The organism is Rubellimicrobium sp. CFH 75288 (genome assembly GCF_009904055.1).
GTDB lineage: Bacteria > Pseudomonadota > Alphaproteobacteria > Rhodobacterales > Rhodobacteraceae > Rubellimicrobium.
Genome location: NZ_WYDP01000005.1, coordinates 382853 through 397825 on the forward strand (window position 1 = coordinate 382853; position 14973 = coordinate 397825).

13 protein-coding genes are annotated in these 14973 nt (G+C 71.7%); 12 read left to right on the plus strand and 1 reads right to left on the minus strand.

Annotation, left to right across the window (positions count from 1 at the left end; genetic code table 11):
- The first annotated feature begins 103 nt into the window (after window positions 1–103).
- The 7 genes from GT358_RS07550 (at window position 104) to GT358_RS07580 (ending at window position 7600) form a co-directional block, all read left to right on the plus strand.
- Window positions 104–1153: a LacI family DNA-binding transcriptional regulator gene (locus GT358_RS07550; RefSeq protein WP_166581976.1), complete on the plus strand. Its 1050-nt coding sequence runs from the start codon at window positions 104–106 to the stop codon at window positions 1151–1153.
- Between the two features lie 91 nt (window positions 1154–1244).
- The gene (locus tag GT358_RS07555) at window positions 1245–2558 is read left to right on the plus strand and encodes a sugar ABC transporter substrate-binding protein (RefSeq protein ID WP_166581977.1); all 1314 of its coding nucleotides are present in this window, start codon (window positions 1245–1247) and stop codon (window positions 2556–2558) included.
- A gap of 59 nt (window positions 2559–2617) precedes the next feature.
- On the plus strand, window positions 2618–3490 hold the full coding sequence (locus GT358_RS07560; RefSeq protein WP_166581978.1) for a carbohydrate ABC transporter permease: 873 nt from the start codon (window positions 2618–2620) through the stop codon (window positions 3488–3490).
- A 3-nt stretch (window positions 3491–3493) separates the two neighbouring features.
- Window positions 3494–4324, plus strand: coding sequence for a carbohydrate ABC transporter permease (locus GT358_RS07565; protein WP_166581979.1), 831 nt, complete (start codon window positions 3494–3496; stop codon window positions 4322–4324).
- An 11-nt stretch (window positions 4325–4335) separates the two neighbouring features.
- A complete protein-coding gene (locus tag GT358_RS07570) occupies window positions 4336–5340 on the plus strand; it encodes an ABC transporter ATP-binding protein (RefSeq protein WP_166581980.1) in 1005 nt (334 codons plus the stop codon).
- Window positions 5337–6110, plus strand: coding sequence for an L-iditol 2-dehydrogenase (locus GT358_RS07575; protein ID WP_166581981.1), 774 nt, complete (start codon window positions 5337–5339; stop codon window positions 6108–6110). The genes GT358_RS07570 and GT358_RS07575 overlap by 4 nt, the downstream gene beginning before the upstream one ends.
- Window positions 6110–7600 (plus strand): mannitol dehydrogenase family protein, encoded by a 1491-nt coding sequence (locus GT358_RS07580; RefSeq protein WP_243730747.1) that lies wholly within the window; start codon window positions 6110–6112, stop codon window positions 7598–7600. The genes GT358_RS07575 and GT358_RS07580 overlap by 1 nt, the downstream gene beginning before the upstream one ends.
- Here GT358_RS07580 and GT358_RS07585 read toward each other — a convergent pair.
- Complete coding sequence (locus tag GT358_RS07585; protein WP_166581982.1) at window positions 7561–8616, minus strand: hypothetical protein; 1056 nt, start codon at window positions 8614–8616, stop codon at window positions 7561–7563. The genes GT358_RS07580 and GT358_RS07585 overlap by 40 nt on opposite strands.
- Window positions 8617–8788: 172 nt before the next feature.
- On the opposite strand from GT358_RS07585, the gene GT358_RS07590 reads away from it, so the two are divergent.
- The 5 genes from GT358_RS07590 (at window position 8789) to GT358_RS07610 (ending at window position 14955) form a co-directional block, all read left to right on the plus strand.
- Entirely contained in the window at window positions 8789–10174 is a 1386-nt protein-coding gene (locus tag GT358_RS07590; protein WP_166581983.1) for a trehalose-6-phosphate synthase, read from the plus strand.
- Window positions 10171–10920 (plus strand): trehalose-phosphatase, encoded by a 750-nt coding sequence (gene otsB, locus GT358_RS07595; protein WP_371416243.1) that lies wholly within the window; start codon window positions 10171–10173, stop codon window positions 10918–10920. Before GT358_RS07590 ends, otsB begins: the two co-directional genes overlap by 4 nt.
- Before the next feature lie 98 nt (window positions 10921–11018).
- Window positions 11019–12185, plus strand: a complete 1167-nt coding sequence (locus GT358_RS07600; RefSeq protein ID WP_166581984.1) for a PRC-barrel domain-containing protein — start codon at window positions 11019–11021, stop codon at window positions 12183–12185.
- A 126-nt stretch (window positions 12186–12311) separates the two neighbouring features.
- Window positions 12312–14678 carry a mechanosensitive ion channel domain-containing protein gene (locus GT358_RS07605; protein ID WP_166581985.1) on the plus strand — a complete coding sequence of 789 codons (2367 nt, stop codon included), beginning with the start codon at window positions 12312–12314 and terminating at the stop codon, window positions 14676–14678.
- Window positions 14679–14748: 70 nt separating this feature from the next.
- Window positions 14749–14955, plus strand: a complete 207-nt coding sequence (locus tag GT358_RS07610) for a PLD nuclease N-terminal domain-containing protein (RefSeq protein WP_166581986.1) — start codon at window positions 14749–14751, stop codon at window positions 14953–14955.
- Window positions 14956–14973: the final 18 nt, after the last annotated feature.

The window sequence follows — 14973 nt, forward strand, 5'->3', positions numbered from 1 at the left end:
AGAGAGGCGCTGTTATCGTTTCGCAAACTTGACGCGCGCCAACCGCCCGCAAGCCGATCCGGCGCGCCGAGCGAGCCTTGACCATCGGAGGACGAAGCCGGCCATGCCGCAGGACGAAGGGTCGGCGGACGGCCACCGGATCCGCAACATGGAGGAGTTCGCCGCCCTCAGCGGCATCTCGCGGCCGACCGTCTCCAAGTACTTCAACGATCCCGCCAGCGTGCGCCCCTCGACCCGCCGGCGCATCGAGGCGGCGCTCGAGCGCTGCGACTACCGCCCCAATCTTTACGCGGTCAACCAGAACCGCCGCCTGACCAAGACCGTGGGCATCGTGGTCCCCTATCTCGCCGATCCGTTCTTCGCCGAGATTGGCCGCCTGATCGAGCGGCGCTGCCTCGAGGCCGGGTTCTGGCCCGTCCTGTTCAGCTCGCACGGCTCTCCGGCGATCGAGCGCGACGTGCTCGACAGCCTGCGCTCGCTCCGGCCCGCGGGCGTGCTGCTCGCCCCGCTTGGGCGCCGGTCGGACCGCTCGGCGGTCGAGGCCTTCTGCCGCGCCGTCCCCACCATCCTCTTCGACAGCGAGATCGGCGGGGCGGGCGAGGCGTTCATCGGCTCGGACAACGCCCAGAGCATCGGCCTCATCGTCGAGCACCTCGCCCTGACCGGAGAGCCGCCCTGCTTCTTCGAGATGCCGCCCGTCAACCCCAACGCCAACAAGCGCCGCGACGCCTATCGCGCCGCGATGGAGCGGCTCGGGCTCGAGCCGCACGTGATCCGCACCGAGGGCGAGGACTGGGATTTCGAGGCCATCGGCTATCGCGGCGGCAGCCGCATCCTCGCCGCCCGCGCGCTGCCCACGAACACGGTCCTGTGCAGCAACGACCGCCTCGCCATCGGCTTTCTCGCCGCCGCCTTCGAAGCGGGATTGCGGGTGGGGCGGGGGCCGGGCTTCGCCCTGCGCATCGCCGGCCACGACGACCATCCCTTCTCGCGCTTCACCTGCCCGCCGCTGACCACCGTGGCCCAGAACTACGCCGCGATCGCGGAGCAGAGCGTGGAGACCCTGTTCCAGGTGATCGAGGCCGGCGGCCGCCTGCCGCGGCGCACCGCCACGCTGTTCGACAGCCGCCTCGTGCCCCGGCTCTCGGCCTGAAGGTTTGCGCGCGCCAAAAATCGTTGACAGGCGATCCGGCGCGTCCTTAGCTGGGCCCGACACCGCACCAATGGTCAGGGAGGAGACCCGGATGCGACCGAAGACCAGCCTGTGCGCGGCTGCCGCGCTCGCCGTGGCCGCGGGCGGCGCCACCGCCGCCGAACTGACCATCGCCACGGTCAACAACGCCGACATGATCATCATGCAGCGCCTGTCGCCCCAATGGGAGGAGCAGTCGGGCCACACGCTGAACTGGGTCGTGCTCGAGGAGAACGTGCTGCGCCAGCGCGTGACGACCGACATCGCCACGGGCGGCGGATCGTTCGACATCATCACCATCGGCTCCTACGAGACGCCGATCTGGGGCGCGCAGGGCTGGCTCGTGCCGCTCGACGACATCGGCGGCGAGGATTACGACCTCGACGACATCTTCGAGCCCGTCCGCGCGGGCCTGTCGGCCGACGGCACGCTCTTCGCGGTCCCCTTCTACGCCGAGAGCTCCTTCACCTTCTACCGCACCGACCTGTTCGAGGCCGCGGGCATCGAGGCACCGACCGAGCAGATCACCTATGACGAGTTCCGCGAGATCGTGGCCCAGGTCCACGATCCCGACAACGGCGTGTTCGGCACCTGCCAGCGCGGCAAGCCCGGCTGGGGCGAGAACATGGCCTTCATCGGCCCGCTGGTGAACGCCTTCGGGGGCCGCTGGTTCGACATGGACTGGAATCCCCAGATCGACTCGGAGGAATGGCGCAACGCCATCACCTTCTACGTGGACCTGATGACCGAGTTCGGCCCCCCCGGCGCCGTCTCCAATGGCCACAACGAGAACCGCGCCCTCTTTGCCGAAGGGCGCTGCGCCACCTGGATCGACGCCACCTCGGCCGCGGGCTACATCTTCAACCCCAACGAGAGCACGGTGGCCGACCGCACGGGCTTCTTCCCGGCGCCCAAGCAGGTGACCGATCGCGGCACCGGCTGGTTCTGGGCCTGGGCGCTCGCGATCCCGTCCAGTTCGCAGAACGTGGACGCGGCCAAGGACTTCCTGGCCTGGGCCACCTCGCGCGAGTACATCGAGCTTGTGGGCGAGACCGAGGGATGGGTCGCCGTGCCGCCGGGCACGCGCGTCTCGACCTACGAGAACCCCGCCTACATCGAGGCCGCCCCCTTCGCCGAAACGGTGCGCGACGCGATCCTCGCCGCCGATCCCTCCAACCCCACGGCCGAGCCCGTGCCCTATACCGGCATCCAGTACGTCTCCATCCCCGAGTTCCAGGGGATCGGCAACTTCGTGGGCCAGCAGATCGCGGCCGCGCTGGCCGGCCAGCAGAGCGTCGAGGACGCGCTCGCAGCCTCGCAGGCCTTCGCCGAGCGCGAGATGCGGCGCGCGGGCTACATCCAGTGACCTGACCGCCTCGGGCCGGCGCCCCGGCGCCGGCCCGCTCCCGCCCCGGAGCGCGAGCCATGTCCACCCGGCACTCGCGGGCTGCCGCCCGCCTGATGATGACGCCATCGGTCCTGCTGCTGCTGGGCTGGATGCTGATCCCGCTGGGCCTGACGCTCTACTTCTCGTTCCTGCGCTACAACCTGCTCATGCCGGGGACCGAGACCTGGGCCGGCTGGTCCAACTACTACTACTTCCTGACCGATCCGAGCTTCACGACGGCGGTGCGCAACACGCTCGTGCTCGTGGGGGGCGTGCTCGTGATCACCGTGGCGGGCGGCATCCTGCTCGCGCTTCTGCTCGACCAGCCGATCTGGGGGCGCGGCATCGTGCGCCTGCTCGTGATCGCGCCCTTCTTCGTCATGCCCACCGTCTCGGCGCTGGTGTGGCAGAACATGTTCATGAACCCCGTCAACGGGGTCTTCGCCTGGCTCGCGCAGACGATGGGGATGCGCCCCTTCGACTTCTTCGGCCGCGCGCCCCTCGCCTCCATCGTCTGGATCGTGAGCTGGCAATGGCTGCCCTTCGCCACGCTGATCCTGCTCACCGCGCTCCAGTCGCTCGACCAGGAGCAGATGGAGGCGGCCGAGATGGACGGGGCCGGGCCGCTGTCGCGCTTCGCCTTCATCACCCTGCCCCATCTCGCGCGCGCGATCACCGTCGTCATCCTGATCCAGACGATCTTTCTCCTGTCGGTCTTCGCCGAGATCCTCGTGACCACCAACGGCGGGCCCGGCATGGCCACGACCACGCTCACCTACCTGATCTATGTCCAGTCGCTGCTGCAATTCGACGTGGGCATGGGGTCGGCCGGGGGCGTCATCGCCATCATCCTCGCCAACATCGTCGCGATCTTCCTAATGCGGATGATCGGGCGCAACCTGGATCGCTAGGCCATGGCCCGCGCCGTTCCCCTGCCGCGCAAGGCGCTGACCACCGCGCTCGCCTGGACGATCGGGGTCCTGATGTTCTTCCCGATCCTCTGGATCGGCATTCTCGCCTTCCGGACCGAGGTGGACGCGATCCGCCCGCCGCTCCAGGTGCTTGCCGCGCCCTGGACGACCGAAAGCTTCGCCGCCGTCCAGCAGCGGTCGAACTACCTGCGCCACTTCACCAACTCGGTGGTGATCGCTTTGGGCTCCACGGCCATCGCGCTCCTTGTGGCGATCCCGGCCGCCTGGTCCATGGCCTTCGTGCCCTCGCGCCGGACCAAGAACGTGCTCTTGTGGATGCTGTCCACCAAGATGCTGCCGCCGGTGGGCGTGCTGATCCCGATCTACCTGATCTTCCGCGACGCGGGCCTGCTCGACACGCGCACGGGCCTCGTCATCGTGCTCACGCTCATCAACCTGCCGATCGTGGTCTGGATGCTCTACACCTACTTCCGCGAGATCCCGGCCGAGATCCTCGAGGCCGCGCGCATGGACGGCGCCACGCTGCGGTCCGAACTCCTGTTCGTGCTCCTGCCCATGGCCGTGCCCGGCATCGCCTCCACCGTGCTCCTCAACGTCATCCTCGCCTGGAACGAGGCGTTCTGGACGCTCAACCTCTCGGCCGCCCGCGCTGCACCCCTCACCGCCTTCATCGCCAGCTACTCGAGCCCCGAGGGCCTGTTCTACGCCAAGCTCAGCGCGGCCAGCATCATGGCCATCGCGCCCATCCTGCTCATCGGCTGGGTCAGCCAGCGCCAGCTCGTGCGCGGCCTGACCTTCGGCGCCGTCAAATAGGGGGTCCCAGCATGGGCCGCATCCACCTGCACGGCGTCAGCAAGAGCTTCGGCCCCGTGACCGTCATTCCGCCCCTCGACCTCGCCATCGAGGACGGGGAGTTCGTCGTCTTTGTCGGCCCCTCGGGCTGCGGCAAGTCCACGCTGCTGCGCCTCATCGCCGGGCTCGAGGACGTGACCGAGGGCCGCATCGAGATCGACGGCCGGGACGCCACCCGCATCCCTCCCGCGCGGCGGGGACTCGCCATGGTGTTCCAGTCCTACGCGCTCTACCCGCACATGAGCGTGCGCCGCAACATCGCCTTTCCCCTGCGCATGGCCGGCCTGCCCCGCGCCGAGCAGGACCGGCGGGTCGAGGCCGCCGCGCGCGTCCTCAACCTCACCGACTATCTCGACCGCCGGCCCGGCCAGCTCTCGGGCGGCCAGCGCCAGCGCGTCGCCATCGGCCGCGCCATCGTGCGCGAGCCCGCAGCCTTCCTCTTCGACGAGCCGCTCTCCAACCTCGACGCCGCGCTGCGCGTGGGCATGCGGCTCGAGATCGCCGAGCTGCACAACCGCCTGGGCACGACCATGATCTATGTCACCCACGACCAGGTCGAGGCGATGACCATGGCCGACAAGATCGTGGTCCTGAACGCGGGCCGGATCGAGCAGGTGGGCAGCCCCCTCGACCTCTACCGCCGCCCCCGCAACCTCTTTGTCGCGGGCTTCATCGGCTCGCCGCGCATGAACCTCCTGGGCGGGGAGGAGGCGCGCCGCCACGGCGCCGCCACGATCGGCATCCGGCCCGAGCACGTCCGCATCACCCCCGAGGGAGGCCCTTGGCGCGGCACGATCGGCGTCTCGGAGCATCTGGGCTCGGACACCTTTCTCCACGTCCGCTGCGACGGCATCCCCGAGCCCGTCACCGTCCGCGCCGGCGGCGAGGTGGGTCTCCATCACGGCGACACGGTGTTCCTGACGCCTGATCCTGCGGGCCTCCACCGCTTCGACGACAACGGACAGAGGATCGAATGAGCCGACTCGAGGGACGGATCGCGCTGGTCACGGGCGGCGCACGCGGCATCGGCCGCGCCATCTGCGAGGCCTATCTGCGCGAGGGCGCCCGCGTCGCCGTGGCCGACCGGCTCGAGGCCGAGGCGCGGGAGACCGCCGCCGCCCTCGGCCCCTCGGCGATGCCGCTTGCGCTCGACGTGACCGACCGCGACTCGCTCGCCGCCGGGGTGCGCGCGGTCGAAGGGGCTTGGGGCGGCATCGACATCCTCGTGAACAATGCGGGCATCTTCAACATGGCCCCTCTCGAGGAGATCACCCCCGAGGACGTACGCCGCCAGTTCGACGTCAACGTGGCGGGCACCCTGTTCGCCGCCCAGGCGGTCGTGCCGGGAATGCGCCGCCGCGGCCGGGGCGGCGCGATCATCAACCTCTCCTCCCAGGCCGGCCGGCGGGGCGAGCCGCGCGTGGCCGTCTATTGCGCCACCAAGGCCGCCGTCATCTCCATCACCCAGTCGCTCGCGCTCGAGCTCGCCCCCGACGGAATTCGCGTCAACGCGGTCGCGCCCGGCGTCGTGGACACACCCATGTGGGACCATGTGGACAGCCTCTTCGCCCGCTACGAAGGCCGCCCCCCGGGCGAGAAGAAGCGCCTCGTGGGCGAGGCCGTCCCCCTCGGGCGGATGGGCCGGCCCGAGGACATCGCGGGACCTTGCGTCTTTCTCGCCTCCGACGAGGCGCGCTATGTCACCGCCCAGACGCTGAACGTGGACGGCGGAAACTGGATGAGCTGATGCGCCTGTCGAACGCCGCCCTGTCCCGCCTGCCCGCCGCCGTCCGAGTGCCCCGCTACGACCGCGCGGCCCTGTCGCCCGGCATCGTCCATATCGGCGTGGGCAACTTCCACCGTGCCCATCTCGCCTGGTACACGCATCGCCTGTTCGACGAGGGCCGGGACCACGACTGGGCCATCATCGGCTCGGGCGTCCGGCCCCAGGACGCCGCCATGCGCGACCGGCTGGCCGCGCAGGACTGGCTTTCCACGCTGATCGAGCTCGACCCCGCGGGCGAGCGGGCCGAGGTGATCGGCCCCATGATCGACTTCCTGCCCGTCGAGGAGGGCCACGCCCCCCTGATCGCGCGCCTCGCCGACCCCGCCATCCGCATCGTCTCGCTCACCGTGACCGAGGGGGGCTACTTCATCGACCCCGCGACGGGCGGCTTCGACGCGGACCATCCCGACATCCGCCACGACGCCGCCCATCCAGACCGACCCCGCACCGCCTTCGGCGCGATCGTCGCGGGCCTGGCGCGGCGCCGCGCGGCCGGGCACACCCCTTTCACGGGGCTCAGTTGCGACAACCTCCAGGGCAACGGCCACGCGCTCGCCCGCGCGGTCCTGTCGCTCGCGCGGCTCTCCGACCCCGGCCTCGCCGACTGGATCGAGCGGCACGGCGCCTTCCCGAACTCCATGGTGGACTGCATCGTGCCCGCCACCGGCCCGCGCGAGATCGAGGCCGCCCGCCGCCACGGCATCGAGGATGCCGCCCCCGTCACCCACGAGAACTTCCGCCAGTGGGTGCTCGAGGACCATTTCCCCGCCGGCCGCCCCTCCTGGGAGGCGGTGGGCGCCACCTTCAGCGACGACGTCGCCGCCTTCGAGGCGATGAAGCTGCGCATCATCAATGCCGGCCACCAGATCATCGCCAATCCCGGCGAGGTGCTGGGCCTGTCGCTCATCGCCGAATGCATGGCGCATCCCCTGATCGCCGGGTTCCTCGCCCGCGTCACCCGCGACGAGATCGCCCCCCTCGTCCGTCCCGTCCCCGGCATGACGCCGCTCGCCTATGCCGAACTCGCCGCGCGGCGCTTCGCCAACCCGGCCGTGCGCGACACCGTCCGCCGCGTGGCCTTTGACGGCTCCTCGCGCCACCCGGGCTTCGTGCTGCCCACGATCCGCGACGCCCTGCGCGAGGGCCGCCCCGTCTCCGGTCTCGCCCTGGCCGAGGCGCTCTGGGCGCGCATGTGCGAGGGCACCCGCGAGGACGGCACCGCCATCGAGCCCAACGACCCCCACTGGCCCGCGCTTCAGGCCGCCGCCCGCGCCGCCCGGTCCGACCCGCGCGCCTGGCTCGCCCAGCGGGCGATCTACGGCGACCTGGCCGAGGCTCCCGCCTTTGCGGCAGCCTTCGGCCCGTGGCTCGACCGGATCTGGCGCGACGGGGTCGCGACGGCGTTGGGGGCCTATGTCGCGGCCGGAGACGATTCCGCACCCGCGGCCTGACCGGCTCCGACCAGTCGCTCCAGCACCCGCTCGAAGAGCGCCCGCTGCCGCCGGGTGAGCCGGTCGCGCACCTGCTCGCGCAGCCGGTCGGCCGAAAGCGCCTCGTCCGGGTCGGCGGGCGGGACCGGTTCGCCCGCCTCGATCGCCACGCCGTGACGCTCGGCGATGATCGCGCGGTCCTCCTCCCAGCGGGCGCGGATCGCGTCGATCAGATCCTGCGACAGGAAGGTCGCGAGCCGCCGGGGCCCGTCGCCCGCGTGCAGGAAGGCCATCTGGATCGGATGGAGGACGGCATGATCCAGGCCCTCCTGCTTGGCTGCGGCCAAGAACAGGATCTGGTCCCGCTCGAAGCGCTTCGTGTTCTTCCGCTCGATCTCCGCTCCGCCTTCCGCAAAGGCCGGCACGCCGATGATGGCGCCGAAATCGGCCAGAAGCCGGTTCCCCGCACGGACCTGTTCGAAGGCGCGCACGATGATGCGCCCGTAGGGCGCAAAGTCGTCCAGCATTCCGGCATAGCCCTGCGTCAGGTATCGCGTCAGGGCCGGATGCCGCTCGATCGGGTGGCAGAAGGGACCTGCGCCGGCGATGGTCTGCGCATAGAGCGACGTGATCCAGGCGGTCGGCTCGCGCAGATAGGCCAGCACCTCGATCGAGGCGTGCCGGGCCAGATCGCTCCAGACCTCGGCCCTGATGAGGCCGCCGCACAGAAGCTGGTTCTCCTGCGACACGATGCACAGGCGGGAACCGGGATCGCCCCGCCATCGCGCCAGGCTCTCCTGCCAGAGGCGGTCCTCCTCGGGCGTGTTGGACAGGCGGGAATAGGCATAGCCGAGGATGCTCCGGTGGAAGACCGCGTCGCTGCTCCGCGTGACATCCGCATCCTGGGGGAAGGGACCGGGCACGAGCACGCCCGCCTCCTCCAGCAGGAGGGCGGCATGAGAGAGCTGCGCCTGGATGCTCGTCGTGCCGGTCTTGGGCAACCCCACATGGAAGAGGATTGTCTTGGGTGCTGACATCTTGGCTTTTGGCAACCGCTCACATTATCTGCGCGCACTGTTCTTCGCCCCGTCGTTGCCGTCAAACGGAAAAGTCGGGGGCGAAGCGGACGGCCCCGACCGGCTGGCCGGAGGGCGGACCCTGCGGTGCAGCCGGCGCGTTGGCCCGTGTCGCTGGAGGGGAGAAGCTGCCATGGGCCGTCTGGTCGTCGTCTCCAACCGCGTCGCCGCCCCCGGCGAGACGCGCGCGGGAGGGCTCGCCGTCGCCCTCGCCGAGGCGCTGGCCGAACGCGGCTCGGGCGTCTGGTTCGGCTGGTCGGGCGACGTGGTCCCGCGCGAGGTGCGCGGCGTGCGTCTGATCGCCGAAGGCACGACCGAGTTCGTCCTGTCTGACCTGACCGAGGCCGAACACGAAGGCTACTATCTGGGTTTCGCCAACCGGGCGCTGTGGCCGGTGTTCCACTACCGGGTCGATCTGGGCCGCTTCGACGAGGGCGAGTTCGACTGCTATGCCGCCGTCAACCGCCGGCTGGCACGCGCGCTTCTGCCGATCCTGCGCCGCGACGACCTGATCTGGGTCCACGACTACCACCTGCTGCTCTTCGGTCAGGAGCTGCGCAACGATGGCTGGCAAGGCGCTCTGGGATTCTTTCTCCACATTCCCTTTCCGGCTCCGGAGGTGTTTGCGGCCCTGCCGCAGCATCAGCGTCTGGCCCGCGGTCTGGCGGAGTTCGACCTGGTCGGCTTCCAGACCGAGCGGGATGCGGCCAACTTCCGCCGCTACATGGCCGACAGCCACGGGGCCGAGCTGCTGGCGGACGGGCGCCTGCGCGCCTTCGGACGCACCATCGTCGCGCGCGCCTTCCCCATCGGGATCGACCCGGACGAGTTCGGCCGCCTCGCCGAAAGCGACGAGGGCCGCGACGCGGCCGCGCGCGTGGCGCGGATCACCGGCGACCGGGCGCTGGTGATCGGCGTGGACCGGATGGACTATTCCAAGGGCCTGCCCGAGCGCGTCCATGCCTTCGGCCGTCTGCTGGACGACAACGAGGACCTGCGCGGCCGCGTCAACCTTCTCCAGATCGCTCCGCCGTCGCGCGAATCCGTGGACGCCTACCGGGACCTGCGCGAGGAACTCGACCGGCTCGCCGGCCGGGTGAACGGGGATTATTCCGACCTCGACTGGACCCCGATCCGCTACCTGGCCCGCAGCTACTCGCGCGGGGTGCTGGCCGGCCTCTACCGTCTGGCGCGCGTGGGGCTGGTCACGCCCCTGCGCGACGGGATGAACCTCGTGGCCAAGGAATACGTGGCGGCGCAGAACCCCGACGATCCGGGGGTGCTGATCCTGTCCGAGTTCGCAGGGGCCGCCGAACGGATGGGGGCTGCGCTTCTGGTCAATCCGCACGATGTGGGCGCCACCAGCGAGGCGATCCGCCGCGCCATCGAGATGCCGCGCGAGGAGCGGCAGGAACGCTGGCAGGCGCTGGACCGCGAGGTGCGCGAACACGACGTCACCCGCTGGCGGCGCGACTTCCTGTCTGCCCTCGACGCCCTCGCCGCCGGAGCCGCCCCGTGACCGGCGGCGACCTCCGGGCGCTGCGCCTACACGAGCGCGACGCGCTGGTGCTGGATTTCGACGGCACGCTGGCGCCCATCGGCCCCGATCCCGACGCCGTGATGCTGCCGCACGGTGCGGCCGAGGCCCTGCACGGCCTGTCGCGGCGGCTGGGCGGAGCGGTGGCCGTCCTGTCGGGACGCGACCTGCGCGACCTGGCCCGCCGCGTTCCGGCGGGGCTGTGGCGCGCCGGCGGCCACGGGACCGAGATCCTGCCCCCCCATGCCCCGCCGCCGCCGGCCCCGCCGCCGCCGCCCGAGGCGCTGCTCGCCCCCCTGCGCGAGGCGGCCCGTCACGAAGGGGTCTGGATCGAGATCAAGGGGCCGGTCGTCGCGCTGCACTATCGCGCCGCCCCCGAGGCCGGCCCGGCCTGTCTGGAGGCGGCCGGACGGGCGGCGGCCGCCCTGCCGGGGCACAAGGCCCAACCGGGCAAGATGGTGGTCGAGGTCAAGCCGCTCGCGGCCGACAAGGGACTGGCCCTGCGCAGCCTGATGGACCGCAGCGCCTTCGCCGGCCGACGCCCCGTCATGGTCGGCGACGACGCGACCGACGAGGACGCGATGGAGGCGGCCCTTGCCCTGGGCGGGGTCGCCGTCAAGGTGGGCGAGGGACCGAGCGTCGCCGCCTGGCGGGCGGCCGATCCCGCGGCCGTCCTCGCCTGGCTCGGGCGGGAAGCGGCGGCGCCCCTGCAGGGCAAAGCGCCCTGACGGGGGAACCGGACCGGAAAGGCGGACGTTGGGGGCACGAGCGCGGCAGCCGGTCCGCCGGCCTGCAGCGCACCCATTCCTTGCCTTGGAGAATCATCGTGAAACGGCTTCTTCTTTCCACCGCGCTTCTGGGGGCCATGGCCGTCCCCGCCCTTGCCCAGAACCAGTTCCGTGCGGCGATGGAGCCCACCGAGATCCGGGCCTCCGACTTCATCGGCATGCGCGTGTATGCCACCGAAACTCCGCTCGAGACGACGATGGGCACGGGCGTGGCCGCCGATGGCACCGTGGCGGCTGACGGCACCGTGGCCGCGCCGGGCGCTGCTCCCTCGACGGGCTTCGGCGTCACCGGCATCCAGGACGGCTGGGTCGATGTGGGCCGCGTGGGTGACATCATCCTGTCGCGCGACGGCGGCATCGAGGCCGTGATCGTGGATATCGGCGGCTTCCTCGGCATCGGCGCGCGCCCCGTGGCCGTCAGCATGGACGCCATCCAGTTCGTCGCCGACAATGCCACGGCCGAACAGATCAACGACTTCTTCATCGTGTTCAACGCCTCGCGCGAGGTGCTCGAGCAGGCGCCGGAATACCAGTTCGGCACCGTCGCCCAAGGCCAGGTGGTCGAGGGCAACGGCGCGGCCGCCACGGGCGCAGCCACCGGGACGGTCGTGACGCAGGACGGCACGATGGCGGCTGACGGCACCATGGCCACGACCGGCCAGGGCGCCGCCGTGACCGAGACCGAGATGGCCGCCGACCAGACCGCCGTGGCTGCGGCCGATCCCGCCGCGGCCGGGCAGGTCCAGCAGGTCGAGGGGCAGACCACCGTGGCGCAGGACGGCACCGTCGTGACGACCGTGAACGGCGCCGACGGCACCGTGGCCGCCGATGGCACGATGGCCCAGCAGCCCGCCGGGACCACCACGGCCGCTCCGATGGCGGCCCAGCCGATCCAGCGCGAAGGCTTCCTCGCCGCCGAGCCGGAAATGCTGACCGCCGAGAACCTGACCGGCGCCAATGTCTTCGACGCCAACGACCAGAACATCGGCAACGTGAACGATCTCGTGCTGACCCAGGACGGCCAGGTGCAGCAGATCATCGTGGACGTGGGCGGCTTCCTCGGCCTCGGCGCCACGCCCGTCGCCCTGAACATGGACCAGGTCCAGGTCCTGCGCGGCGACGGCGGAATGTTCGGCAACGAGTTCCGCGTCTATGTCCCCATGACCCGCGAGCAGATCGAGGCCCTGCCCCGCTGGCAGAACTGATCGCACGCGCTCCGCTCACGACCGCCAGGGGGCCCTTCCGGGGCCCCCTTTCTTCATGTCCGAGGGTCGTGGTTGCTCCCGGCGCGGCAGGCTGGCAGGGTCCCGGCGCGACGCAGGGAGGAGACGATGAGGGCGATGGCGGAGCGGCGGCCGTGGCCGGGGGGGATGGCGATCCTGCTCGGCCTCCTTCTCGCCCTCTGGGCGGCCTGTCCCGCCCCCGCGCAGGACGCACCGCCCCCCGCGCTGCCGACCGAGCTGGCCGGAGATGCGGCGATCGAGCGGCTTCTGGCCGTCCTGCGCGACGATGCGGCCCGCGCCGTCCTGATCGAACGGCTGGAAGGGCTCGATCCGGCCGGTCCCGCAGCCGGCGCCGCGTCCGAGGCCCCCGCCCCTCCCGGTCTGGCCGAGACCCTGGCCGAGCGCACGGCGACGGCAGCCGCGCGTACGGCCGCCGACCTGCGCCGCGCCGTGCTCGAGGTCGGTCGCATCGGTCGCCTGGCCGGCCAGCTGCGCGACGCGGTCGCCGCCCAGCGCACCGAGGCGCTCGCGCTGCTGGCCACCATCCTGTCCACCATCGCCGCCTCGCTCGCCTTGGGCGAATGGGCCGGGCGGATCGCGCGGCGGCGGATCGGCCCCCTGACGGACGCCGGCCCCCTGCGGCGCACCTCCGGCGCCGCGGGGGTGATCCTGCTGCGTCTGGCTGCCGTTCTGGGAGCATGGGCGCTGGGCTATGCGCTGGCCGCGCTCGTGTTCTCCGCCGGCGCCCGGCCTTCGGCCCCCCAGGCCCTCTATCTCAACGCCTTTCTGGTCTTCGGCCTCGTCCGCGTGGGCCTTAGGGCCTTCGCCAATCCCGATGCGGACCGTGAACCCGCCTTCTCGCTGCTGCCGCCCGCGACGCAGCGCGCCGTGTTCGCGCCCCTGCGCGCCGTGGGCGGCATGGTCATCCAGGGCTTCCTGTTCGTCGTGCCGCTCGTTCATCTCTGGGCGGGCTTTGCCGCCGCGCGTCCGGCCCGGACCGCGGTGGCCACGCTCGCCGCGCTGGTCGCCCTGTGGGCCATCTGGGCGATCGCCCGGGCGCTCGATCGCAGCGCGTCGGCATCGCCCGTCCCCGCCGCCGCGCCACCGGCCGAGGAGCCCGCGCCGGCCGGTGCCGCCCCGCCTTCCGCCGAGCCGGCACCCGGCCTGATCGGCCCGCCGGCCCCGACGGCCGCCGCCGGCTCCATCCCGACCTCCGCCGCGGCCGGACCGGCCGTCGCCCGCGGCCTGCGCTCGGTCTGGCGCAGCCTCTGGCCGCCGCTCGCCGTGATCTATGTCGTCTATGCCTGGTTTGTCGCCGTCACCCGTCCGGCCCTGGTCGAGGAGATCGTCCTCGGCGGCACGATCCTGACCGCGCTGGCGATCGCGATGCTCCTGGCCGGCTTCGGCCTCCTGCGCCGCGCGCCCGCCGTGGCGGCCCCTCTCCCCCCGGGTCTCGTGGCCGCAGCCCCGACGCTGGCGCCGCGGATGGACCGCGTCGCCCGCGCCCTCGTGATCGCCCTCGGCCTCGCGCTTGCGGCCGCCGCCCTGCCGGTCGCGGCCTGGGGTTGGGGCTGGCTCGATGCGCGCGACCTGCTCGCGCGCGACTGGGTGCGGCTGGCCATCTGGCGCCTCGTCTCGGCCCTCGTGGTGCTGCTGGCTGCGGCGATGGTCTGGGCGGCCGTCGCCTCCTGGATCGACACACGCCTCGCCTCCGACCTCGGCGTGGCCCCCGCGCGGCGCCGCACGCTGCTGTCGCTGTTCCGCAACGCCTTCGGCGTCGCCGTTGGCGCGGTGGCGGTCATGGTCGCGCTGTCCCAGATCGGGATCAACATCGCCCCCCTTCTGGCCAGCGCCGGCGTGGTCGGACTGGCCATCGGCTTCGGCGCCCAGAAGCTCGTGCAGGACATCATCAACGGCATCTTCATCCAGCTCGAGAACGCGATGGATGTAGGCGATGTCGTGGGGGTGGCCGGCGTCACGGGCGGGGTGGAGCGCCTGACGATCCGCTCCGTCCGGCTGCGCACCATGGACGGGGCGACCCACATCATCCCCTTCTCCTCCGTGGACACGGTCACCAACCTCACGCGCGATTTCGGCTACCACGTGGCCGAGATCAGCGTGCCCTACGATCAGCCGGTGGATGCCGTGAAGGCGGCCATGCGCGATGCCTTCGAACAGCTGCGCGCCGAAAGCGACTTCGCCCGCGACATCGACGGGCCTCTCGACCTGCAGGGTGTCGTCGCGCTGCGCGACACGGGGATGCAGCTGCGCGCGCGGATCCGCACCCGGACGGGCCGGCAATGGGATGTGGGCCGGCGCTATTCGGAAATCCTCAAGGCCGTTCTCGATTCCCGCGGCATCGAGATCGCGGCGCCCTCGCGCACCATCATGTCGGCGCCCAGGACGCGCCCGGCCGAGGCTGCTGCACCCGCCGTGCCGCCGGCGCCTCCGGCCCCGGAGGGCGGGCGCGGATGAGGAACCCCCCGCCGGCGGGAACGTTGCCGCCGCAGAGGGCGGCAGGCCGCCCGTCACGTTCGGAGGCGCCATGAACATCAACTTCACGGGCTATTCGGGGCTGTTCGGCCTCGTGGTCCTGATCCTCAACATCTGGGCCATCATCTCGGTCGTGGGCTCGAACGCCACCACCGGCGCCAAGGTGATCTGGGTCCTGGCCATCCTGTTCCTGCCCATCCTCGGCTTCCTGGCCTGGCTCTTCTTCGGCCCGCGCAGCGCGCCGCGGCGCGGGGTCTGAGCGGACGGGGGGGGCAGG

Coding starts and splice junctions, on each gene's coding strand:
- GT358_RS07575 (WP_166581981.1), top strand. CDS start 5,337: ATGAGCCGACTCGAGGGACGGATCGCGCTGGTCACGGGCGGCGCACGC.
- GT358_RS07605 (WP_166581985.1), top strand. CDS start 12,312: ATGAGGGCGATGGCGGAGCGGCGGCCGTGGCCGGGGGGGATGGCGATC.
- GT358_RS07550 (WP_166581976.1), top strand. CDS start 104: ATGCCGCAGGACGAAGGGTCGGCGGACGGCCACCGGATCCGCAACATG.
- GT358_RS07555 (WP_166581977.1), top strand. CDS start 1,245: ATGCGACCGAAGACCAGCCTGTGCGCGGCTGCCGCGCTCGCCGTGGCC.
- GT358_RS07610 (WP_166581986.1), top strand. CDS start 14,749: ATGAACATCAACTTCACGGGCTATTCGGGGCTGTTCGGCCTCGTGGTC.
- GT358_RS07565 (WP_166581979.1), top strand. CDS start 3,494: ATGGCCCGCGCCGTTCCCCTGCCGCGCAAGGCGCTGACCACCGCGCTC.
- GT358_RS07580 (WP_243730747.1), top strand. CDS start 6,110: ATGCGCCTGTCGAACGCCGCCCTGTCCCGCCTGCCCGCCGCCGTCCGA.
- GT358_RS07590 (WP_166581983.1), top strand. CDS start 8,789: ATGGGCCGTCTGGTCGTCGTCTCCAACCGCGTCGCCGCCCCCGGCGAG.
- GT358_RS07570 (WP_166581980.1), top strand. CDS start 4,336: ATGGGCCGCATCCACCTGCACGGCGTCAGCAAGAGCTTCGGCCCCGTG.
- GT358_RS07560 (WP_166581978.1), top strand. CDS start 2,618: ATGTCCACCCGGCACTCGCGGGCTGCCGCCCGCCTGATGATGACGCCA.
- GT358_RS07585 (WP_166581982.1), bottom strand. CDS start 8,616: ATGTCAGCACCCAAGACAATCCTCTTCCATGTGGGGTTGCCCAAGACC.